This window comes from Pseudomonas sp. NPDC089918, from assembly GCF_050280605.1.
In the GTDB taxonomy this organism is placed as follows: Bacteria; Pseudomonadota; Gammaproteobacteria; order Pseudomonadales; family Pseudomonadaceae; genus Aquipseudomonas.
Genome location: NZ_JBNNVP010000017.1, coordinates 14,930 through 34,920, shown reverse-complemented (window position 1 = coordinate 34,920; position 19,991 = coordinate 14,930). Strand labels below are relative to the sequence as shown.

Annotated in this window: 19 protein-coding genes and 4 tRNA genes; 12 read left to right on the top strand and 11 right to left on the bottom strand. The window is 58.5% G+C overall.

The features are described 5' to 3' along the window. Positions 1-183: 183 nt before the first annotated feature. Genes ACQKPC_RS14240 through ACQKPC_RS14220 form a run of 5 tightly spaced genes read left to right on the top strand, consistent with a single transcriptional unit; the run spans position 184 to position 4,293 of the window. Positions 184-990 carry an alkaline phosphatase family protein gene (locus tag ACQKPC_RS14240; RefSeq protein WP_427625181.1) on the top strand — a complete coding sequence of 269 codons (807 nt, stop codon included), beginning with the start codon at positions 184-186 and terminating at the stop codon, positions 988-990. 5 nt (positions 991-995) lie between these two features. Beyond that, complete coding sequence (locus tag ACQKPC_RS14235; RefSeq protein WP_427625251.1) at positions 996-1,832, top strand: ABC transporter permease; 837 nt, start codon at positions 996-998, stop codon at positions 1,830-1,832. After that, positions 1,819-2,619 carry an ABC transporter permease gene (locus ACQKPC_RS14230; protein WP_008073685.1) on the top strand — a complete coding sequence of 267 codons (801 nt, stop codon included), beginning with the start codon at positions 1,819-1,821 and terminating at the stop codon, positions 2,617-2,619. The genes ACQKPC_RS14235 and ACQKPC_RS14230 overlap by 14 nt, the downstream gene beginning before the upstream one ends. Continuing rightward, positions 2,616-3,605 carry an ABC transporter ATP-binding protein gene (locus tag ACQKPC_RS14225; protein WP_007898867.1) on the top strand — a complete coding sequence of 330 codons (990 nt, stop codon included), beginning with the start codon at positions 2,616-2,618 and terminating at the stop codon, positions 3,603-3,605. The genes ACQKPC_RS14230 and ACQKPC_RS14225 overlap by 4 nt, the downstream gene beginning before the upstream one ends. A gap of 34 nt (positions 3,606-3,639) precedes the next feature. Next, positions 3,640-4,293 (top strand): HAD family hydrolase, encoded by a 654-nt coding sequence (locus tag ACQKPC_RS14220; RefSeq protein WP_427625179.1) that lies wholly within the window; start codon positions 3,640-3,642, stop codon positions 4,291-4,293. A gap of 123 nt (positions 4,294-4,416) precedes the next feature. Here ACQKPC_RS14220 and ACQKPC_RS14215 read toward each other — a convergent pair whose 3' ends face one another. Further along, positions 4,417-5,379: a zinc-binding dehydrogenase gene (locus ACQKPC_RS14215; RefSeq protein WP_427625177.1), complete on the bottom strand. Its 963-nt coding sequence runs from the start codon at positions 5,377-5,379 to the stop codon at positions 4,417-4,419. A 138-nt stretch (positions 5,380-5,517) separates the two neighbouring features. Here ACQKPC_RS14215 and ACQKPC_RS14210 point away from each other — a divergent pair, with 138 nt between their 5' ends. Both ACQKPC_RS14210 and ACQKPC_RS14205 read left to right on the top strand, forming a co-directional pair. Then, entirely contained in the window at positions 5,518-7,599 is a 2,082-nt protein-coding gene (locus ACQKPC_RS14210; protein WP_427625175.1) for a carboxy terminal-processing peptidase, read from the top strand. 134 nt (positions 7,600-7,733) lie between these two features. Continuing rightward, entirely contained in the window at positions 7,734-9,524 is a 1,791-nt protein-coding gene (locus ACQKPC_RS14205) for a bifunctional diguanylate cyclase/phosphodiesterase (protein ID WP_427625174.1), read from the top strand. Between the two features lie 274 nt (positions 9,525-9,798). Here the strand turns inward: ACQKPC_RS14205 and ACQKPC_RS14200 are convergent, their stop codons facing one another. The 6 genes from ACQKPC_RS14200 to ACQKPC_RS14175 form a co-directional block, all read right to left on the bottom strand. Next, positions 9,799-10,122, bottom strand: a complete 324-nt coding sequence (locus ACQKPC_RS14200) for a hypothetical protein (RefSeq protein WP_427625172.1) — start codon at positions 10,120-10,122, stop codon at positions 9,799-9,801. A 488-nt stretch (positions 10,123-10,610) separates the two neighbouring features. Then, on the bottom strand, positions 10,611-11,018 hold the full coding sequence (locus ACQKPC_RS14195) for an SEL1-like repeat protein (RefSeq protein WP_218394246.1): 408 nt from the start codon (positions 11,016-11,018) through the stop codon (positions 10,611-10,613). Continuing rightward, the gene (locus ACQKPC_RS14190; protein WP_007898892.1) at positions 11,019-11,390 is read right to left on the bottom strand and encodes a hypothetical protein; all 372 of its coding nucleotides are present in this window, start codon (positions 11,388-11,390) and stop codon (positions 11,019-11,021) included. After that, entirely contained in the window at positions 11,387-11,728 is a 342-nt protein-coding gene (locus ACQKPC_RS14185; protein WP_427625171.1) for a helix-turn-helix domain-containing protein, read from the bottom strand. Before ACQKPC_RS14185 ends, ACQKPC_RS14190 begins: the two co-directional genes overlap by 4 nt. A gap of 115 nt (positions 11,729-11,843) precedes the next feature. Further along, complete coding sequence (locus ACQKPC_RS14180) at positions 11,844-12,299, bottom strand: YkvA family protein (RefSeq protein WP_007898895.1); 456 nt, start codon at positions 12,297-12,299, stop codon at positions 11,844-11,846. 294 nt (positions 12,300-12,593) lie between these two features. Continuing rightward, positions 12,594-13,307, bottom strand: a complete 714-nt coding sequence (locus ACQKPC_RS14175; protein ID WP_007898896.1) for an FKBP-type peptidyl-prolyl cis-trans isomerase — start codon at positions 13,305-13,307, stop codon at positions 12,594-12,596. Positions 13,308-13,576: 269 nt separating this feature from the next. Here ACQKPC_RS14175 and ACQKPC_RS14170 point away from each other — a divergent pair, with 269 nt between their 5' ends. Next, positions 13,577-15,409: a di-heme-cytochrome C peroxidase gene (locus ACQKPC_RS14170; RefSeq protein ID WP_427625168.1), complete on the top strand. Its 1,833-nt coding sequence runs from the start codon at positions 13,577-13,579 to the stop codon at positions 15,407-15,409. Between the two features lie 3 nt (positions 15,410-15,412). Then, the gene (locus ACQKPC_RS14165) at positions 15,413-16,549 is read left to right on the top strand and encodes a catalase family protein (protein ID WP_427625167.1); all 1,137 of its coding nucleotides are present in this window, start codon (positions 15,413-15,415) and stop codon (positions 16,547-16,549) included. Between the two features lie 275 nt (positions 16,550-16,824). On the opposite strand, the gene ACQKPC_RS14160 is transcribed toward ACQKPC_RS14165, so the two are convergent. The 4 genes from ACQKPC_RS14160 to ACQKPC_RS14145 form a co-directional block, all read right to left on the bottom strand. Beyond that, positions 16,825-16,901 (bottom strand) — tRNA-Asp (locus tag ACQKPC_RS14160). A 19-nt stretch (positions 16,902-16,920) separates the two neighbouring features. Further along, positions 16,921-16,996 (bottom strand) — tRNA-Val (locus ACQKPC_RS14155). A 187-nt stretch (positions 16,997-17,183) separates the two neighbouring features. Further along, positions 17,184-17,260: transfer RNA gene (locus tag ACQKPC_RS14150), tRNA-Asp, on the bottom strand. An 18-nt stretch (positions 17,261-17,278) separates the two neighbouring features. Next, positions 17,279-17,354 (bottom strand) — tRNA-Val (locus ACQKPC_RS14145). A 160-nt stretch (positions 17,355-17,514) separates the two neighbouring features. Here ACQKPC_RS14145 and rdgC point away from each other — a divergent pair. The 3 genes from rdgC to sugE all read left to right on the top strand — a co-directional run bounded on the left by rdgC (position 17,515) and on the right by sugE (position 19,980). Continuing rightward, positions 17,515-18,435 (top strand): recombination-associated protein RdgC, encoded by a 921-nt coding sequence (gene rdgC / locus ACQKPC_RS14140; protein WP_007898901.1) that lies wholly within the window; start codon positions 17,515-17,517, stop codon positions 18,433-18,435. Positions 18,436-18,580: 145 nt separating this feature from the next. Beyond that, entirely contained in the window at positions 18,581-19,546 is a 966-nt protein-coding gene (locus ACQKPC_RS14135; protein WP_007898902.1) for a bile acid:sodium symporter family protein, read from the top strand. Between the two features lie 119 nt (positions 19,547-19,665). Further along, complete coding sequence (sugE, locus tag ACQKPC_RS14130; RefSeq protein WP_008071553.1) at positions 19,666-19,980, top strand: quaternary ammonium compound efflux SMR transporter SugE; 315 nt, start codon at positions 19,666-19,668, stop codon at positions 19,978-19,980. Positions 19,981-19,991 lie beyond the last annotated feature (11 nt).

Here is a 19,991-nt window from a genome sequence, read left to right as displayed (position 1 = left end):
AAGCTCCAATGTGGGAGCGAGCTTGTGGCGAGGGGGCTTGCCCCCGTTCGAGTGCGCAGCGCTCGCAGATACTGGGTCCGCTGCGCGGCCCAACGGGGGCAAGCCCCCTCGCCACACAAGCCCGCTCCCACAGGGGATTGGTTGCGTACTTGAATCATCTGTTTTTGCGGAGTCCCAGCCCCTATGAAGCACAACGTCATCCTTGTCGTGCTCGACGGCCTCAATTACGAAGTCGCGCGCCACGCCATGGGGCATCTGCAGGCTTACGTTGGCGCAGGACGCGCGGCACTCTACAAGCTGGAGTGCGAACTGCCGGCCCTGTCCCGCCCCCTTTACGAATGCATCCTGACCGGCGTTTCGCCGATCGACAGCGGCATCGTTCACAACAACGTCTCGCGCCTGTCCAACCAGCGCAGCATCTACCATTACGCCACCGACGCCGGCCTGAAAACCGCAGCCGCGGCCTATCACTGGGTCAGCGAGCTGTATAACCGTTCGCCGTTCGTAGCCGCCCGGGATCGTCATACCGATGACCCCAAACTGCCGATCCAGCACGGTCACTTCTACTGGAACGACCACTACCCCGACTCGCACCTGTTCGCCGACGCGGAACACCTGCGTCTGCGCCACGCGCCGAACTTTTTATTGGTCCACCCCATGAACATCGACGACGCCGGGCACAAGCACGGCCTCGACACCTCGCAGTACCGCAACAGCGCTCGCTCAGCCGACATCATCCTCGCCGATTACCTGCAAGGCTGGCTCGACGCCGGTTACCAGGTGCTGGTGACGGCTGACCACGGCATGAACAACGACCGCTCGCACAACGGCCTGTTGCCCGAAGAACGCGAAGTGCCGTTGTTCGTCCTCGGCGATGCCTTCAGCTTCAACCAAAACGCCGCGCCAAAACAGACCGAAATCTGCGGCACCGTCTGCGAACTGCTGGGCGTGCCCCACGACAAACCTGTGTGCCGGGAGCTGCTCAAGTGAACGCCATGACCCGCGGTAAATGGCTGGCCGCTTTGTGCCTGGTGCCCTTCGCGATTTTCTTCTTCGTGTTCCAGATCGCCCCGCTGCTCTGGGTAATGATCAACAGCCTGCAATCGGAAGAGTTCGGCTGGGGCCTGGCCAACTTCAGCAAAATCTTCAACTCGAGGTTCTATCTGCAGGCGATCCAGTACAGCCTCGAGATCAGTTTCTGGTCCAGCGTGTTCGGCATCATCATCGCCGTACTCGGCGCCTACTCCTTGCGCCGGGTCGACTCGAAACTGCGCAACTTCGTCAACGCCTTCGCCAACATGACCAGCAACTTCGCCGGCGTGCCCCTGGCCTTCGCGTTCATCATTTTGCTGGGGTTCAACGGCAGCATCACCATCATGCTCAAACAGGCCGGGATCATTCAGGACTTCAACCTGTACTCGAAAACCGGTCTGATCATTCTCTACACCTACTTCCAGATTCCCCTGGGCGTGCTGCTGCTCTACCCGGCTTTCGACGCCTTGCGCGAAGACTGGCGTGAGTCCGCCGCGTTGCTCGGTGCCAACGGCTGGCAATTCTGGCGACACATCGGTTTACCGGTACTGACCCCGGCGCTGCTGGGCACATTCGTAATCCTGCTGGCCAACGCCCTCGGCGCGTATGCCACGGTCTACGCCCTGACCACCGGCAACTTCAACGTGTTGCCGATCCGCATCGCGGCAATGGTCTCCGGCGACATTTCCCTGGACCCGAACCTGGCCAGCGCCTTGGCCGTGGTGCTGGTGGCGTTGATGACCCTGGTGACTATCGTGCATCAGCTGCTGTTGAAGAGGAGCTACCATGTCTCGCGCTGAACTGGGCCCCGTCGGTATCTACCACCGGGTGGTGGTGTATTTGTTGTTTGCCATTCTGCTGCTGCCGCTGCTTGGAACATTGATCTACTCGATCTCCAGCAGTTGGTCCGCGACGATCATGCCCAGCGGTTTTACCTTCAAGTGGTACCTCCAGCTTTGGAGCGATCCGCGCTTTCTCGACGCGTTCGGTCAGTCCTTGCTGGTCTGCGTCGGCTCGCTGATTCTGTCGGTGGTGCTGATTCTGCCGCTGCTGTTCGTGGTGCATTACCACTTCCCGAAACTCGACGCTTTGATGAATATCCTGATCCTGCTGCCCTTCGCGGTGCCGCCGGTGGTGTCGTCGGTGGGGTTGTTGCAACTCTATGGCTCGGGGCCGTTCGCGATGGTCGGCACGCCTTGGATTTTGATCGGTTGCTACTTCACCGTGGCGCTGCCGTTCATGTACCGAGCGATCACCAACAACCTGCAAGCGATCAACCTGCGCGACCTGATGGACTCCGCGCAACTGCTTGGTGCCAGCACTTGGCAAGCGGCATTCCTGGTGGTGCTGCCGAACCTGCGCAAGGGTTTGATGGTGGCGTTGCTGCTGTCGTTCTCGTTCCTGTTCGGTGAGTTCGTGTTCGCCAACATCCTCGTCGGCACCCGTTATGAAACCCTGCAGGTCTACCTCAATAACATGCGTAACAGCAGCGGCCACTTCACCAGTGCGCTGGTGATCTCCTACTTCTTCTTTGTGCTGGTTCTGACCTGGGCGGCCAATATCTTGAACAAGGACAAAAGCGAATGAGCTATGTCAGCGTCCAACACCTTCAGAAAAATTACTCTGGAACCACGGTATTCAGCGACATCAACTGCGAAATCAAGAAAGGCGAATTCGTCACGCTTCTCGGCCCGTCCGGTTGCGGCAAGTCCACCCTGCTGCGTTGCATCGCCGGCCTGACCTCGGTGGACGGCGGCAAGATCCTGCTGGAAGGTCAGGACCTCGTCCCACTGAGCCCGCAAAAACGCGGGATCGGCATGGTGTTCCAGAGTTATGCGCTGTTCCCGAACATGACCGTGGAGCAGAACGTCGCCTTCGGTTTGCGCATGCAGAAGGTCAACGCGGACGACAGCCACAAGCGCGTCGCCGAAGTGCTGGCACTGGTGGAGCTCAACGACTTCGCCGCCCGTTACCCGCATCAATTGTCCGGCGGCCAGTGTCAGCGTGTCGCCCTGGCCCGCTCGCTGGTGACCCGGCCTCGGTTGCTGTTGCTGGATGAGCCGCTGTCGGCACTAGACGCGCGGATTCGCAAGCACCTGCGCGAACAGATCCGTCAGATCCAGCGCGAACTGGGTCTGACCACGATCTTCGTCACTCACGATCAGGAAGAAGCCCTGACCATGTCTGACCGAATCTTCCTGATGAATCAGGGAAAGATCGTACAAAGCGGCGATGCCGAAACCCTCTACACCGCGCCAGTCGATGTATTTGCCGCAGGCTTCATCGGCAACTACAACCTGCTGGACGCCGACAGCGCCAGTAAGCTGTTGCAACGACCGATCACCCATCGCCTCGCGATTCGCCCGGAAGCCATCGAGCTAAGCCTCAACGGCGAACTCGACGCGCAAATACGCAGCCACAGCCTGTTGGGCAACGTGATTCGCTATCGGGTCGAAGCCCGGGGCGTGGAATTGGTGGTGGATGTGCTGAACCGTTCGGCGGCCGACCTGCATCCCGATGGTCAGCGCCTGGCACTTTCCATCGATCCGACGGCCCTGTGTGAGGTAGCCTGATGACCTTGCTGATGTTGAAGAGAGAACTGCACTGATGGCCCTGGCAATTTTTGATCTGGACGAAACCCTGATCCACGGCGACTGCGCCACCCTTTGGAGCGAGCAAATGGGTCGCCAGGGCTGGGTCGATCCCGAGTCGTTCATGCGTCAGAACAACGAACTGATGGACGCTTACAGCCACGGCAAGTTGCGCATGGAGGAGTACATGACCTTCAGCCTTGAGCCGATGATCGGGCGCACACCGGAAGAAGTCGACCATCTGGTCGGGCCTTGGGTGGAAGACTTCATCGAGCCGATCATCTTCAGCGACGCCACCAAAGCCATCGCCGCCCACCGCAAGGCCGGCGACCGGATCCTGGTGATCTCGGCCTCGGGCACGCATTTGGTCAAGCCGATTGCCGACCGTTTGGGCATCGACGAGATTCTCGGCATCGAGCTGGAAGTGGCCCATGGGGTTTATAGCGGCCAAACCGTTGGTACCCTGACCTACCGCGAAGGCAAGATCACCCGGTTGCTGGAATGGCTCGATGCCGAAGAGGAAAACCTGGAAGGCGCGAGTTTCTATTCAGATTCGCGCAATGACTTGCCGCTGCTGCTGAAGGTGGACTTTCCGCATGTGGTGAATCCGGATCCGGTGCTGCTCGAACACGCCGAAAAGGCCGGCTGGCCAATCCATATCTGGAAGTAACCCCGCCCTACTGCTCGTTCCCACGCTCTGCGTGGGAATGCAGCCCGGGATGCTCCGCGTCCCAGAAGCGGACGCAGAGCGTCCATTGAGGCGTTCCCACGCGGAGCGTGGGAACGATCACCCCTAAACCAGGCTTTCGTCGATCACCAACACCAGTTTGCCGGAAACCTTATTCGTCGCCAGTTCCGCAAATGCCGCTTCGGCATCCTTGATTGCAAATGTCCTGGCCAGTTGCGGGCTCAAACGCCCTTCGGCAAACAGCGGCCAGACATGCTGGCCGAGATCGCTGAACAAATCGGCCTTGAACTGCTCATCGCGGTTGCGCAAGGTTGAACCCAGCAGTTGCACACGTTTGGCCAGTACCTGCGCCAGATCCAGCTGCGCCTCGCGACCGCCCATCAATCCGATCAGCACCCAACGACCATCGCGAGCCAGCAGCTTGAGGTTCAACGCCGCATAGTTGCCACCCACCGGGTCGAGGATCACGTCGAACGGGGCAAGATCATTCAAGCTATCCAGATCGCCATTGCGCACGACGCCACCCTGTGCGCCCAACGCTTCACAGTAAGCCAGACGCTCGGCGGAACCGACGCTGACCCAGCACGGGTTACCAAACGCCTTGCACAGCTGAATGGCAGCTGAACCGATTCCACTGGCGCCGGCGTGCAGGAGAACTTTCTCACCCGGTTTGAGCGCAGCCAGTTGAAACAAATTCAGCCAAACAGTCGCATACACTTCCGGCAATGCCGCGGCCTCGGCCAGGGACAAACCTTCGGGAACCGGCAACACATGCCGTCCGTCGACAACTACCTCTTCGGCCATCCCACCCCCGGCCAGCAAGGCGCAAACCCGATCGCCGACCTGCCAGGACGAGCCCGGGCCGACCTCGCTGATCACCCCGGAACACTCAAGACCCAGTACTTGACTGGCCCCCGGCGGTGGCGGATAAAGTCCTGCTTTCTGTAACAAATCAGCGCGATTGAGTCCTGCTGCCGCCACTCGGATGCGAACTTGTCCTACATCGCACGTAGGACTCGGCTCTTCAACCCACTCCACTCGCCCCTCAACGCCTTGCAATGCTTTCACAGTGCCTCCATAGTGAGTCTGGACTGAGCCCGAAGCTGTAGCGCCGGGCTTTTTGCATTATGCGACCGGTCCTTGTGGATCCGGCGACTTCAAAGACGGCCTAATATGCGTTATCAATTGTCCCCGCGTCGAATCAGCATGAAGCATCTGCTCCCCAGCACCGCCCTCGCTCTTGTCATTGGTCTCGGTCTTTTGCCGATGTCGAGCAATTCGTTCGCAGCCAACAGCTGGGACAAGCTTCAGCCCGATCGTGACGAAGTAATCGCCAGTCTGAACGTCGTCGAATTGCTCAAGCGTCACCATTACAGCAAACCACCGCTCGACGATGCACGCTCCGTGATCATCTACGACAGCTATATCAAGCTGCTGGATCCATCGCGTAGCTATTTCATGGCCAGCGATATTGCCGAATTCGACAAATGGAAAACCCAGTTTGACGACTTCCTCAAAAGCGGCGACCTGAACGCCGGGTTCACCATCTACAAGCGCTACCTGGACCGCGTCAAGTCGCGTCTGGACTTTGCCCTTGCCGAGCTGAACAAGGGCGTCGACAAGATCGACTTCACCGCCAAGGAAACCTTGCTGGTCGATCGCAAGGATGCCCCTTGGCTCAAGACCACCGCCGAGCTGGACGACCTGTGGCGCAAACGCGTCAAGGACGAAGTGCTGCGGATGAAGATCTCCGGCAAAGAGTCGAAGCAGATTCAGGAAACCCTGACCAAGCGTTACAAGAATCAGCTGTCGCGTCTGGACCAGACCCGTGCGGAAGACATCTTCCAGGCGTACATCAATACCTTCGCCATGTCCTACGACCCGCACACCAACTATCTGTCGCCGGATAACGCGGAAAACTTCGACATCAACATGAGCCTGTCCCTGGAGGGCATCGGCGCCGTGTTGCAGAGCGATAACGATCAAGTGAAAGTCGTGCGCCTGGTGCCTGCCGGCCCGGCCGACAAGACCAAGCAGGTTGCACCGGCCGACAAGATCATCGGCGTGGCCCAGGGCAACAAAGAGATGGTCGACGTGGTCGGCTGGCGCCTGGACGAAGTGGTCAAACTGATTCGTGGCCCCAAAGGCACCGTGGTGCGCCTGGAAGTGATTCCGGCCAGCAACGCGCCGAACGACCAGACCACCAAAATCGTGCCGATTACCCGCGAAGCGGTGAAGCTCGAAGATCAGGCAGTGAAGAAGTCGGTCCTCAACCTCAAGCAGGATGGCAAGGACTACAAACTCGGCGTCATCGAGATCCCGGCCTTCTACCTGGACTTCAAGGCCTTCCGTGCCGGTGATCCGGACTACAAGAGCACCACCCGCGACGTCAAGAAGCTGCTGACCGAGCTGCAGAAAGACAAGGTCGACGGCGTGGTCATCGACCTGCGCAACAACGGCGGCGGTTCCTTGCAGGAAGCCACCGAGCTGACCAGTCTGTTCATCGACAAAGGTCCGACCGTACTGGTGCGTAACGCCGACGGCCGGGTCGATGTGCTGGAAGATGAAAACCCGGGCGCGTTCTACAAAGGCCCGATGGTGTTGCTGGTCAACCGTTTGTCCGCCTCGGCTTCGGAGATTTTCGCCGGCGCAATGCAGGACTACCACCGCGCGCTAATCATCGGCGGCCAGACCTTCGGCAAAGGCACCGTGCAGACCATTCAGCCGCTGAACCATGGCGAACTGAAACTGACCCTGGCCAAGTTCTACCGGGTTTCCGGCCAGAGCACCCAGCATCAGGGCGTGCTGCCGGACATCGATTACCCATCGCTCATCGACACCAAGGAAATCGGCGAAAGCGCCCTGCCGGAAGCCATGCCGTGGGACACTATTCGTGCGGCCATCAAGCCTGCGCTTGACCCGTTCAAACCGTACATCACGCAGCTCAAGTCCGAGCATGACGTACGCACGGCCAAAGACGCGGAGTTCGTGTTCATCCGCGACAAACTGGCCCTGGCGCAGAAGTTGATGAGCGAAAAAACCGTCAGCCTCAATGAAGCCGAGCGTCGTGCACAACATGCCGATATCGAAGCCAAGCAACTTGTCATGGAAAACATCCGTCGCAAGGCCAAGGGCGAAGAGCCGCTCAAAGAGCTGAAGAAAGAAGACGAAGATGCCCTCGCGGGTGAGCCGGACAAGACCAAGCCAGAAGACGATGCTTATCTGAGCGAGACGGGGCGGATTCTGCTGGATTACTTGAAACTCAACACCGCGGTTGCCAAGCACTAAGTTGTTACAATCAGAATGATGGCAATTTAATGCTGACGCTCCCCGGAGCGTCATCAAACAGACATCATTCTGTCGTGAAATAAAGGACTGGGTGCACCTTGCACCCGGTCCTTTTTTTATCGCCAGAGAACGCCATGACCACAACCGAACAGCTGAGTGCCTTGAGCTCGATACTGACTCAAAGCGGTTTGCACAGCCTGTTCCAGCCGATCATTTCCCTCTCTGAACGACGTATCGTTGGCTACGAAGCCCTCAGCCGCGGCCCCTCCAACAGTCCGCTGCACTCCCCTGTTGCCCTGTTCGCGGTAGCTCGCCAGGCCGGTCGCCTCAGCGAACTGGAAATCGCTTGCCGTCAAAGTGCTTGCCGACGCTTCAATGAACAGCAACTGCCCGGCAAACTCTTCCTCAACGTATCCCCGGAATCCCTGCTTGAAGCCGCCCACCAACCCGGACGCACTTTGCAACTGTTGCAGGATTTCGGCATCCCACCGAGCCAGGTGGTAATTGAACTCACCGAACAGACCCCGACCGACGATTTCCAGTTGCTGCAAAACGCCCTGCATCACTATCGGGCAATGGGCTTTTCCATTGCACTGGATGATCTGGGTGCCGGTTATTCGAGCTTGCGGCTCTGGTCTGAATTGCGCCCGGACTACGTCAAGATCGATCGGCACTTTATCGACGGCATTCACCAGGACGCGCTCAAGCGTGAATTCGTTGGCTCGATCCTGCAGATCGCCAAGGCTTCCCGGGCCAAAGTAATCGCCGAAGGCATCGAATTGCCGGAAGAACTGGCCGTGCTGACCGAAATGGGCGTTGATCTGCTGCAAGGTTATCTGCTCTGCCGGCCCCAGGAGCATCCGCCTCGCGATGCCCGAACCTTGATGCCCAAACCAAACAGCATCGCCGCGATACTGAACGAGGAAGTCAGTGACCTCAGCGCCCTGCTCAACGACCAGCCGGCGGTGACCAGCGACACCCCGACCGCCACCGTGCTGGAAGCCTTCCGCCGCCAGGCCAACCTGAACTCCCTGGCGGTGCTCGACAAACAGGGCCAGCCCTGTGGCATCGTCCACCGCCATTCGCTCTCGGACGCCTTGCTCAAGCCCTTTGCCACTGACCTGTTTGCCCGCAAGCCCATTAGCCGCTTGATGAGCGACGACTTCCTCGCCGTGGAATTGAGCCAGTCGCTGCAACAGGTCAGCCGCTTGATCACCAGCCGCGCCCGCCAGCGCATCGAAGAAGACTTCATCATCACCCTCAACGGCAGCTATTTGGGGCTGGGCCGAGTGATCGACGTGCTCAAGCTGATTACCGAACTGAAAATCCAGCAAGCCCGCTACGCCAACCCGCTGACCCTGCTGCCGGGTAACGTACCGATCCAGCAATGCCTTATACGGCTGCTGCAACAGGAACGGGAATCGGTGATCTGCTACGTGGACATCGACAGTTTCAAACCCTTCAACGACATCTACGGCTACGGTCGCGGCGATGAAGTCCTACTGTGCCTGGCGCAATGCCTGAACGACCGCATCGACCCATCTCGCGATTTCGTTGGCCATATCGGCGGCGACGACTTCCTGCTGGTGCTCGGCCCGGAAGACTGGCGCAAACGCCTGCACCAATTGCTGGACGACTTCCACAGCCAATGCCGACGCTTTTACCGCAGCGAACACCTGGAAGCCGGCTGCTTCATCGCGCCGAATCGCCAAGGCATACGGCAGGAGTTTGCGCTGCTGTCCCTGTCCATCGGCGTAGTGCATTTGCATCCACAGGCCTGCGGACAACTCGATGCGAGCCAGTTGGCAGAGATGGCCTCGCAGGCCAAGCATCACGCGAAGAATGTGCCGGGGTATAGCGTGCATGTGATTGATAGCCTGGCGGTGCCAGTAGCCGAGGAAACGTTGGTTGCCGGGCATCGGTGATTTGCCATACATCCCGTAGGAGCTGCCGAAGGCTGCGATCTTTTGATCTTGTTCTTATGTGGCGAGGGAGCTTGCTCCCGCTGGGCTGCGCAGCAGCCCCAGAAACCTGAGACCACCACAAAACTCTGTGGCGAGGGGGCTTGCCCCCGTTCGACTGCGCAGCAGTCGCCAAACCAAGCCCCGCGGTGTACCTGAAAAATCCGGAATGCAGGTTTTGGGGCCGCTCCGCAGCCCAACGGGGGCAAGCCCCCTCGCCACAAAAAACCACTCGGCTCTAGTCCGAAGACCGCGCCCGCAACCGCCGCCCAATCACATCCAGCACATCACAGCCATCGCGCAGTGGAATGGCGCAGAGCAAGGCAAAGTCGCTGAGAATCGTCGAATCACATTCGACTGAGCCGCGCATGGACAGGTTCTCAAGCACCTGGGTGACGGCACGAATTCGATAGCTGGCAGCCTCATACAAAACATCGAGCGGCGCATGGGTATCGACGAACAGCGTGGGCATGTCGTTGCAGTTGCTGGTGAGTGCCATGAAGCGGTTTTTGGGGTGGGGAATTGGTTTTTCGTAGGGTGGATCAGGGGTAATTGCTGTCATTGTTTGATTCCTAACGTATGGATTGGAGCCGCCAGAAATCACTTCCACGCAATAGGTGGCGGCTGTACGCAGGTGTGGAAGACCAGGACGTTAGGCACCTGGCGCACTCGAAAGCGCCCCGCGCACAGCCACCATAAAACACAGACGATAAAAAACGCCGAACTGGTGGCGCTTGATGCGCCTAACGATAGAAGGGCTTCCACACCCTGTCACTGAATTTGCAGTGACAACCCCAAGACTATCGATGGAGCGCATCGCGCACCAGTTCATGAAAACCGCTACAACTTGAAGGAAATCTCCGATGGATCTACACGGTAATAAACGCGCGAGACTTTGCGGGGGATCAATCAGGAAAGAAGTCGGGAAAGGATGATGTTGATGTAGGGTGATTCGCTAATGATCACCCCATTAATCAACAAGCAACCAGAAACGCAAACGTGGCGGGAGGTTTCCCTCACGCCACGTTAATTTGTCAGACACTTAATTGCTTAATCCGCAGAACCACGAGACGCCAACTCTTTCAACTTGAGTTCAGCCAGCGGATGCCCGGCCTTCGCCGCCATTTCCCACCAGCGAGCCGCTTCCACCGGGTCCGGTGCCTTGCTCGGCGTTCCCGCAAGGCTGATCACCCCAACCTGATACGCCGCTTTCGCATCCCCCGCCAACGCGGCCAGACGCAGCAATCGAACGCCCTCCTCGCGTGCCCCAAGACCGACGCCGCGAAAGGTCAGAATGTGGCCGTAGAAGCTCTGGGCGCCGACATCACCCAGGTTCGCCATACGCGCAAACTGGCCCTCGAGCCAGCTCCAGCCTCGCGGCTGACGCACAAACCACGACCAGTGGAACAACCGGCGGGCCAACCAGTAACTGGCCCGCGCCTTGAGTCGTAAAAACACTCAGGCTTCTGCCGATTCGGGGTACTCGTATTCGAACACCCGCACCACTTCCGAGGCATGCCAGGACGCGGCAGCCACGCCATCGGACGGGCCGGAAAAGCGCCCGAGTCGCTCGACACATTCAAAGAAGCCGGTGCGCGGCAAGCGGCTGGCCCCCTGGCTGATCACCAACGAGCTGCGCAACGGCTGCTCGGCTCTGGCATCCAGTGCGGCCAGGTGCTCAAGGGCTGCGGTCAAGGTTTGCATGGCCGGCGTGGGTAGCTGTAAACGCTCCAGCAACGCCCGATAAGTCAAAAGATGGCGCTGACGACGCGCCTGATCCAGCTCCCCCAGCAATCCATCCCAATGTTGACGACTGATGCGTACGCTCACGATTCATCCCTCCATCCTGGCACCGTCAATTCCCAGGCGAGGCTGCGGCGAATAGCAGCGTCGGGTTGACGCTCACCGCTTTCGATCAAGGCGAGATATGACGGGCTGATGCCTACCGTGCGGGCCAGCGCCTCAATGGCGATGCCCTTCCCTTCGCGCAAATTGCGTAGTTGATCCAGACCCGGAAGAATCTGGTCTGGTGCCACCGCGGGAGGCGCTGTGGCGTCACGCGGTGATTGTTGCTTGATGCCTGCTGCTTTCAGTAGAGCCTGATACTGAGCCCATGGCAGAACCGCATATTCGGGCTCGCCTTCGCGTGTAATTATCTGAATATCCATGACTACCCCGTAGGACAACGACACTTAGCGAGTCGGCGCTTTTCCTTAGAAGTGTAATCCTAACAGCGGCCAAGGTCGCGGGGGGGTATGAATATCTGGAGGATTTTGAATTGGCTCAGTTTTTTTTCGGCCCCTGAAGCTGCAGTTGTTCGGGGGTATCAGGCAAGCGTTCGACTACCGCGAGCTTCTCCGGCAGCTGACGCTTGCGCCAAGCGCGGAAGGCGTTGAGCTCGTCATCGAGAACTTTCATCAACCAGGCCAGTACGGCAATGTCGTCGAGCATGCCGAATACCGGGATGAAATCCGGGATTGCATCCACCGGGCTCAGGAAATACATCAAGCCGGCCACCACCGAGACCAGTGCTTTGGGGCTGATGGCCCGGTACTCACCACGCCAGTAGGCCAGGCAGAGTGCCTGTAACAAACGCAGATCATCTTTGAGTTTACCCAGACGATTGCCCTGGCTCGCGCCTTTGCTGGCAACCGCGAACAGCAGGGTCGGTAAACGACCACGGGCGAGCAGGCGTCCAGCCAGAGGCAGGAAACGAGCAAAATTCCAGGGCGTTTTCATTTATTACTCCCACTGAAATGTTATCCACACAAATTGTGGATAACCTTGTGAACAGAGCTGCATTTCACCGCTGAAAGCCCCGTTTCATAAGGGCCTGACTCAGATCGGGCGTTTTTTACTCACATAAAAAAACCCAAGATTTCATTGACTTGGCGTTCTGGCCCGTCTAGCTCGAGCGCCCTCACTGGCTATGACTTCAGCGTACCGCATCCGTTCGCTTTGTTTACCTCCACTGAACGCCAGATGCAACAACGCCCCGCATAAGCGAGGCGTTGTTTTTAAAGCAGACGCGAATTATTTGGGGGCGTCTTGTTTTGCTGGATCCTTGATGGCCAGCAGCTCCAGGTCGAATACCAGTACCGAGTTGGCTGGAATCGCCGGGCTTGGGCTTTGGGCGCCGTAAGCCAGTTCACTAGGGATGTACAGCTTGTACTTCTCGCCAACGTGCATCAGCTGCAGGCCTTCGACCCAACCCGGAATCACACCGCTGACCGGCAGATCGATCGGGCTGCCGCGCTCGACGGAACTGTCGAAAACGGTGCCATTGGTCAATTTACCGGTGTAGTGAACAGTCACTACGTCGGTCGGCTTAGGCTGAGCGCCGTCGGCTTTCTTGACCACTTCGTATTGCAGGCCGGAAGCCGTGGTGGTGACACCCGCTTTCTTGCCGTTCTCTTCGAGGAATTTCTTGCCAGCGGCTGCCGACTCTTCGCTCATCTTGGCCAAACGCTCTTCAGCACGCTTTTGCAATGCAGCGAAGGCTTCAACCAGCTCTTCATCTTTCAGCTTCTGTTCTTTCTTGCCGACGGCATCTTCGATGCCCTGGGCTACCGCTTTGGAATCCAGATCATCCATGCCTTCCTGAGCCAGGCTTTTGCCCATGTTCAGGCCGATACCGTAGGAAGCTTTTTGCGCCGGGGTTTTCAGCTCTACGCTGGTCTGCGAATCACAACCCGCAAGTACCAGGCCAACCAGGGCCACCGCCGCCGCCAACCGATGCTGTTTCATGCTATTTCCTTGTTCATGCGCCTAAAGGGCAATCGAGTAAAGCCGCGAGCTTATCAGGCCGCCACGACCAATGGCTACCGGCATGAGAGCAGGAAACGTCTGATAAGTTCAGGTGTTTAAACGCATTTTGGCTATAGAAGGATGAAGCTTCTGTCATTTGGCTCTTACGGACTTGAGGGCCGGTTCCCACAGACTCTGGCGTAATGGCCTCTTGCCGCACTTCGTGAGCTGAGGCATAAGAGAGTTACAAACTGACAAGGACGTTTATCGTGCGCCTCATATTCCGCTTGCTGATCCTGATCGCAGTATTGCTGGGGCTGGGCCTCGCCGTAGTGCTGTATTACGTCGCCAACCCGAAATTGCCGGCCTGGTCACCGGCGCAACAGGTAAATTACCTGGAGCAATGGAGCGCCGACGACCGACAGGCTTACTACTTCACCCCTCAGGGTACCCAGGTCAAAGGCTTGCGCTATGACTGGTTCAGTGCCCTTGAATTGCCCTTTTCGCAAAAACGATTCGCCGCTCCTGAATACCTTGCACGCTTTGGTTTTCTGGTCGACCCGAGCCAGAAAGCCACACCGAACAATCCTGGTAACTTGCCCGTCGGTTTTGCCCGTCATCAAAACCCCGGCAGCCAGGACGAGTTTCTGGACATCACGTGCGCCGCCTGCCACACCGGCGAATTACGCTTCAATGGCCAGACTGTGCGCATCGACGGCGGCTCGGCCCAGCATGTGTTGCCCTCCAGCGTCCCTACCCTGCGTGGCGGCAGTTTCGGCCAGGCACTAGTGGCCAGTCTCGCCTCGACTTACTACAACCCCTGGAAATTCGAACGTTTCGCCCGCAATGTTTTGGGTCAGGACTACGATGCACGGCACCAACAGCTGCGTCGGGAGTTCAAAGGATCCCTCGATACCTTCTTGAAGGTGGCCTGGAACGACACCCATCGAGGCCTTTACCCCACCGAAGAAGGTCCTGGCCGCACCGATGCTTTCGGGCGCATTGCCAACGCCAGCTTCGGCGACGCGATCTCACCCGCCAACTACCGTGTGGCCAACGCTCCGGTGGACTACCCGCAACTGTGGGATATGTGGACCTTCGACTGGGTGCAGTGGAACGGTTCGGCGCAGCAACCGATGGCCCGTAATATCGGAGAGGCCTTGGGTGTGGGCGCCACGCTGAATTTCTTCGACAGCAGCGGGCAGCCGCTCAAGGGCGACGACCGCTACCCGTCCAGCGTCCGGGTGCGCGATCTGCATCGGATCGAAAAAACCCTGCAACGACTCAAACCGCCTGCCTGGCCGGAAGCCCTGTTGGGCAACATCGACAAGCCCCTGGCCGCAAAAGGCCGCGAACTGTTCGCTGAAAATTGCGCCGGGTGTCATGTCCCCCGCGTCACCCAAAGCGACGGCAGACCGGTGCAACATCTGAAATTGCTGCCTGTGGAGATCATTGGCACAGACCCCGGCGCCGCCAACAACATTGCCGATCATCGCTTCGATCTGACGGCTTTACAGTGGGATCCGGCGGAGCTTGCGCAACTGGACGTACAACTGCATCCCAAACCCACAGAACCCTTGGATATGAGCCAATTGTCCGTGGCCAAGGGACTGGCTTACGTCACTGCTTTCGTGGGCAACCAGGCCTACCGCGAAGCCAAAGTGACACCCGCAGAGCGCCCGAACCTGGACGGATTCGGCCTGCCGATCGGCGTTCAGGAGTTGCGTAGCTACAAGGCCCGACCTTTGGCGGGCGTCTGGGCCACGCCGCCGTTTCTGCACAACGGTTCGGTACCGAGCCTTTATCAATTGCTCTCGCCACAAAGTGAACGCCCGACCACGTTCTACAAAGGCACCTTCGAATATGACCCTAAACACTTGGGCTATCGCACCGAAGCCTTCACCAACGGTTTTGTGTTCGACACGCGCATTACCGGTAATCACAACAGCGGTCACGAGTTCCGCGCAGGTGAACGCGGTAACGGCGTCATTGGTCGTCTGCTGCAACCGGAGGAACGCTGGGCGCTGCTGGAATACCTGAAAGTGTTGGGCGGCCCGATGGAGTCGCAATTGCCAGACCGCCGCCTCAGTCAAAAGGATTGACCCATGCTGATCACTCTCTGGTTGCGCCTGGGCGCCTTCCTCGGCAAAACCCTGCTGTGGTTGTTGGGTCTGGGCCTGCTTGGCTGGGCGCTGATCATGGCCTGGTCCGCCTGGCAGCATCGCGGCCCGGTATCGGCTGAAGAACTGATTCCGGACGGCGAAGCGGCAATGACCCAGGACATCATCCAGACGGCCGTACGTATCGTCGATCAACACCGGGAAAGCACTCGCTACCTGCGCGATGCCCATGCCAAGGCCCATGGCTGCGTGAAGGCCGAGGTTCAGGTGCTGCCGGGTCTGACGGCGGAGTTACGTCAGGGCGTGTTCAGCGAACCGGGAAAAACCTGGCAAGCGACGGTACGGCTGTCCAACGGCAATGCGTATCCGCAGTTCGATAGCATCCGCGATGCCCGGGGCATGGCCATCAAACTATTCGATGTGCCTGGTAAACAGTTGCTGAGTGACCGACAAGGGCACAGCGAACAGGACTTCGTGATGTTCAACCATCCGAACTTCTTTGTCAGCGATGTCGCTGAGTATCGTCAGAATGTGGCTGCTCAGGCTGATGGCAAAAAGGCGATGGCGTTCTTCCCGGGCTGGGACCCGCGCACGTGGCAAGTTCGCCATCTGTTTATTGCGCTGGCGACGCTCTCCCCTGCCCCGGCAAGCCCGACGCAGACCACTTACTTTTCGGTTTCGCCGTACAAGTTCGGTAAAGCTAACGCTAAATTCCGCGTGATGCCGGACCCTGATAGCTGCCCGGTCTACGCGCTGCCCACGCAAAATCAAAACCTGCCGAATTTCCTGCGCAACGCGCTGAATCAGCAGTTGTCGACCGATCGGGTGCCGGCCTGTTTCGTTTTACAGATCCAGCGTCAGGATGCGGGCAAGTACATGCCGATCGAAGACACCAGTATCGAGTGGAACGAAAGCGACGCGCCCTTCGAAACCGTGGCCCGGATCAAACTGCCTGCCCAGGATTTCGACACCCCGGCGCTGAACCTGCAATGCGACAACCTGTCCTTCAACCCATGGTTCGGGCTTGAAGCCCATAGGCCGATTGGCGGGATCAACCGGTTGCGAAAAGCGGTGTATGAGGCCGTCAGCGACTACCGGCACAGTCGTAACGCCGAACAATAAAGCGACCTGTTCGGGTAATGCCAGTCAAGCGCAATCCATGTGGGAGCGGGCTTGCCCGCGATGACGGCAGCACATTCATAATTGATGCGTCAGACAGGTCGCTATCGCGGGCAAGCCCGCTCCCACAGGTTCCGCGCTTAACTGACCAGTATTGACCTGTTCGGGTCGCTTTTTCAGTGGAAGGTCAGCACAAAGCCAAATCCCAGACAGCAAAAAGCCCGCATTAAGCGGGCTTTCTGTGGTGATCTGGCGTTCAGCGTTCCAGATACCGAATATGGCGCAGCGGACGGGACTCGAACCCGCGACCCCCGGCGTGACAGGCCGGTATTCTAACCGACTGAACTACCGCTGCGCGTAGCGTTGAAAGTAAGTGGTGGGTGATGACGGGATCGAACCGCCGACATTCTGCTTGTAAGGCAGACGCTCTCCCAGCTGAGCTAATCACCCTTTACCTTCGTTGCGGGGCGCATTGTGCCACAGATTTTCATAAAGTGTTGATTTAATTGATAAAAAATCAAAAAAATCTGAAAACCGGTAAAACGACACACCCTGCAGGAACCTCAGGCAGAAAAAAACCCGCGTTAGCGGGCTTTTCCGTGGTGACCTGGCGTTCAGCGTTCCAGGTTACCGAATATGGCGCAGCGGACGGGACTCGAACCCGCGACCCCCGGCGTGACAGGCCGGTATTCTAACCGACTGAACTACCGCTGCGCGTAACACTAAAGCGAATGGTGGGTGATGACGGGATCGAACCGCCGACATTCTGCTTGTAAGGCAGACGCTCTCCCAGCTGAGCTAATCACCCTTCACTTTCGGTGTGGCGCGCATTCTACGTAGCGACCCAACCTCTGGCAAGCACTTTTTTAATTAATTTTCTCAGGCCTTCCAAAGGCTTAGAGAAGGGTTGGCCTATGGCACACGGAGGACAATAATGCCCCCCTTTGTATAAAGGAGAGACTCACCCCATGTGGTTCAAAAACCTGCTTATCTATCGCCTGACCCAAGATCTGCCTTTTGATGCCGAGGCGTTGGAAACTGCACTGGCCACCAAACTGGCGCGTCCATGTGCAAGCCAGGAGTTGACCACCTACGGTTTCGTCGCGCCATTCGGCAAGGGCGAAGACGCACCACTGGTGCACATCAGCGGCGACTTCTTGCTGATCGCCGCCCGTAAGGAAGAACGCATTCTGCCGGGCAGTGTCGTGCGTGATGCGGTGAAGGAAAAGGTCGAAGAGATCGAAGCCGAACAAATGCGCAAGGTCTACAAAAAGGAACGCGATCAGATCAAGGATGAAATCATCCAGGCCTTCCTGCCCCGCGCCTTTATCCGTCGCTCGTCGACCTTCGCCGCCATCGCGCCGAAACAGGGCCTGATCCTGGTTAACTCGGCCAGCCCGAAACGTGCCGAAGACCTGCTGTCTACTCTGCGCGAAGTGATCGGCTCGCTGCCAGTGCGTCCGCTGACAGTGAAGATGTCGCCGACCGCCACCATGACCGAGTGGGTCACCACCCAGAAAGCCGCGGACGATTTCTTCGTGCTGGACGAGTGCGAACTGCGCGACACCCACGAAGACGGCGGCATCGTGCGCTGCAAGCGTCAGGACCTGACCAGCGAAGAAATCCAGCTGCACCTGAGCACCGGCAAAGTGGTCACTCAACTGTCGCTGGCCTGGCAGGACAAACTGTCGTTCGTGCTTGACGACAAAATGGTGGTCAAGCGCCTGAAGTTCGAAGACCTGCTGCAGGATCAGGCGGAACAGGACGGTGGCGACGAAGCCCTGGGGCAACTGGACGCCAGTTTTACCCTGATGATGCTGACCTTCGGCGACTTCCTGCCGGCGATGGTTGAAGCGTTGGGTGGTGAAGAGACCCCGCAAGGTATTTAAAGGCTTGTGATCTCTACTGTGGGAGCGGGCTTGCTCGCGAAAGCGCACTGACAGTCGACATTGATGTTGAATGTTATGACGCCTTCGCGAGCAAGCCCGCTCCCACATTGGTTTTGTGGTGTTACTCAAGAATAAGGATCAGGCCATGCGCGCACTGGCTGCATTGAGTCGTTTTGTCGGCAATACCTTCGCTTACTGGGTACTGATTTTCGCCGTGGTGGCGTTTGTGCAACCGACCTGGTTCATCGGTTTGAAAGGCGCCATCGTACCGCTGCTGGGGCTGGTGATGTTCGGCATGGGCCTGACCCTCAAGCTTGAGGACTTCGCCGAAGTCGCTCGCCATCCGTGGCGCGTGGCGCTGGGCGTAGTCGCCCATTTCGTGATCATGCCCGGTGTGGCGTGGTTACTCTGCCAGGTTTTCCACCTGCCGCCAGAGATCGCCGTCGGTGTGATTCTGGTCGGCTGCTGCCCAAGCGGCACCTCCTCGAACGTGATGACCTGGCTGGCGCGTGGCGATCTGGCGTTGTCGGTGGCCATTGCCGCCGTCACTACCCTCCTCGCTCCGCTGCTGACGCCAGCGCTGATCTGGCTACTGGCTTCGGCCTGGTTGCCGGTGTCGTTCATGGAGCTGTTCTGGTCGATCCTGCAAGTCGTGCTGCTGCCGATCGTGCTCGGCGTGGTTGCCCAGCGCGTACTCGGTGATCGGGTTCGTCACGCGGTAGACGTATTACCACTGGTGTCGGTGGTGAGCATCGTGATCATCGTCACTGCCGTGGTGGCTGCCAGCCAGGCGAAGATTGCCGAATCCGGCCTGCTGATCATGGCCGTGGTGATGTTGCACAACAGCTTCGGCTACTTGCTGGGTTACTTCACCGGGCGCCTGTTCAACCTGCCACTGGCCCAACGCAAATCCCTGGCACTGGAAGTCGGCATGCAGAACTCCGGCCTGGGCGCGGCCCTGGCCAGCGCGCACTTCTCGCCGCTGGCAGCGGTGCCAAGCGCGTTGTTCAGCGTCTGGCACAACATTTCCGGAGCACTGCTCTCGACGTATTTCCGTCGTATGAGCGAGAAAGAAGACCGGCAAATCGCTGCTCAGCAGGCAGCGGATTAAGCCGAAAACTTGATCCTCGGGTTAATGATGGGCACTCTATTGCGCAACGCGGGGACGACCTCGCGGCTCGATCGAATCATTAATCCGGGGACGACCCCATCCATCGATGGAGGTCTCTGATGTCCTGGATCATTCTGTTTCTCGCCGGCCTTTTCGAAGTCGGCTGGGCCGTCGGCCTGAAATACACCGACGGTTTCAGCCGCCCTCTTCCTACCGCACTGACCATCGCGGCCATGGCGATCAGCCTTGGCCTGCTGGGCCTTGCCATGAAGGAATTGCCGCTGGGCACGGCCTATGCGATCTGGACTGGCGTGGGTGCGGTGGGCACGGTAATCGCCGGGATCATTTTGTTTGGTGAATCCATGGCGTTGTTTCGGCTGGCCAGTGTGGCGTTGATCATTGCCGGGTTGGTTGGGCTCAAGGTTAGCGCTTAGGCCACTGACGC

Coding starts and splice junctions, on each gene's coding strand:
- ACQKPC_RS14180 (WP_007898895.1), bottom strand. CDS start 12,299: ATGAAAACGCCCTGGAATTTTGCTCGTTTCCTGCCTCTGGCTGGACGC.
- ACQKPC_RS14230 (WP_008073685.1), top strand. CDS start 1,819: ATGTCTCGCGCTGAACTGGGCCCCGTCGGTATCTACCACCGGGTGGTG.
- ACQKPC_RS14185 (WP_427625171.1), bottom strand. CDS start 11,728: ATGGATATTCAGATAATTACACGCGAAGGCGAGCCCGAATATGCGGTT.
- ACQKPC_RS14210 (WP_427625175.1), top strand. CDS start 5,518: ATGAAGCATCTGCTCCCCAGCACCGCCCTCGCTCTTGTCATTGGTCTC.
- rdgC (WP_007898901.1), top strand. CDS start 17,515: ATGTGGTTCAAAAACCTGCTTATCTATCGCCTGACCCAAGATCTGCCT.
- ACQKPC_RS14175 (WP_007898896.1), bottom strand. CDS start 13,307: ATGAAACAGCATCGGTTGGCGGCGGCGGTGGCCCTGGTTGGCCTGGTA.
- ACQKPC_RS14205 (WP_427625174.1), top strand. CDS start 7,734: ATGACCACAACCGAACAGCTGAGTGCCTTGAGCTCGATACTGACTCAA.
- ACQKPC_RS14225 (WP_007898867.1), top strand. CDS start 2,616: ATGAGCTATGTCAGCGTCCAACACCTTCAGAAAAATTACTCTGGAACC.
- ACQKPC_RS14235 (WP_427625251.1), top strand. CDS start 996: ATGACCCGCGGTAAATGGCTGGCCGCTTTGTGCCTGGTGCCCTTCGCG.
- ACQKPC_RS14165 (WP_427625167.1), top strand. CDS start 15,413: ATGCTGATCACTCTCTGGTTGCGCCTGGGCGCCTTCCTCGGCAAAACC.
- ACQKPC_RS14240 (WP_427625181.1), top strand. CDS start 184: ATGAAGCACAACGTCATCCTTGTCGTGCTCGACGGCCTCAATTACGAA.
- ACQKPC_RS14200 (WP_427625172.1), bottom strand. CDS start 10,122: ATGACAGCAATTACCCCTGATCCACCCTACGAAAAACCAATTCCCCAC.
- sugE (WP_008071553.1), top strand. CDS start 19,666: ATGTCCTGGATCATTCTGTTTCTCGCCGGCCTTTTCGAAGTCGGCTGG.
- ACQKPC_RS14135 (WP_007898902.1), top strand. CDS start 18,581: ATGCGCGCACTGGCTGCATTGAGTCGTTTTGTCGGCAATACCTTCGCT.
- ACQKPC_RS14220 (WP_427625179.1), top strand. CDS start 3,640: ATGGCCCTGGCAATTTTTGATCTGGACGAAACCCTGATCCACGGCGAC.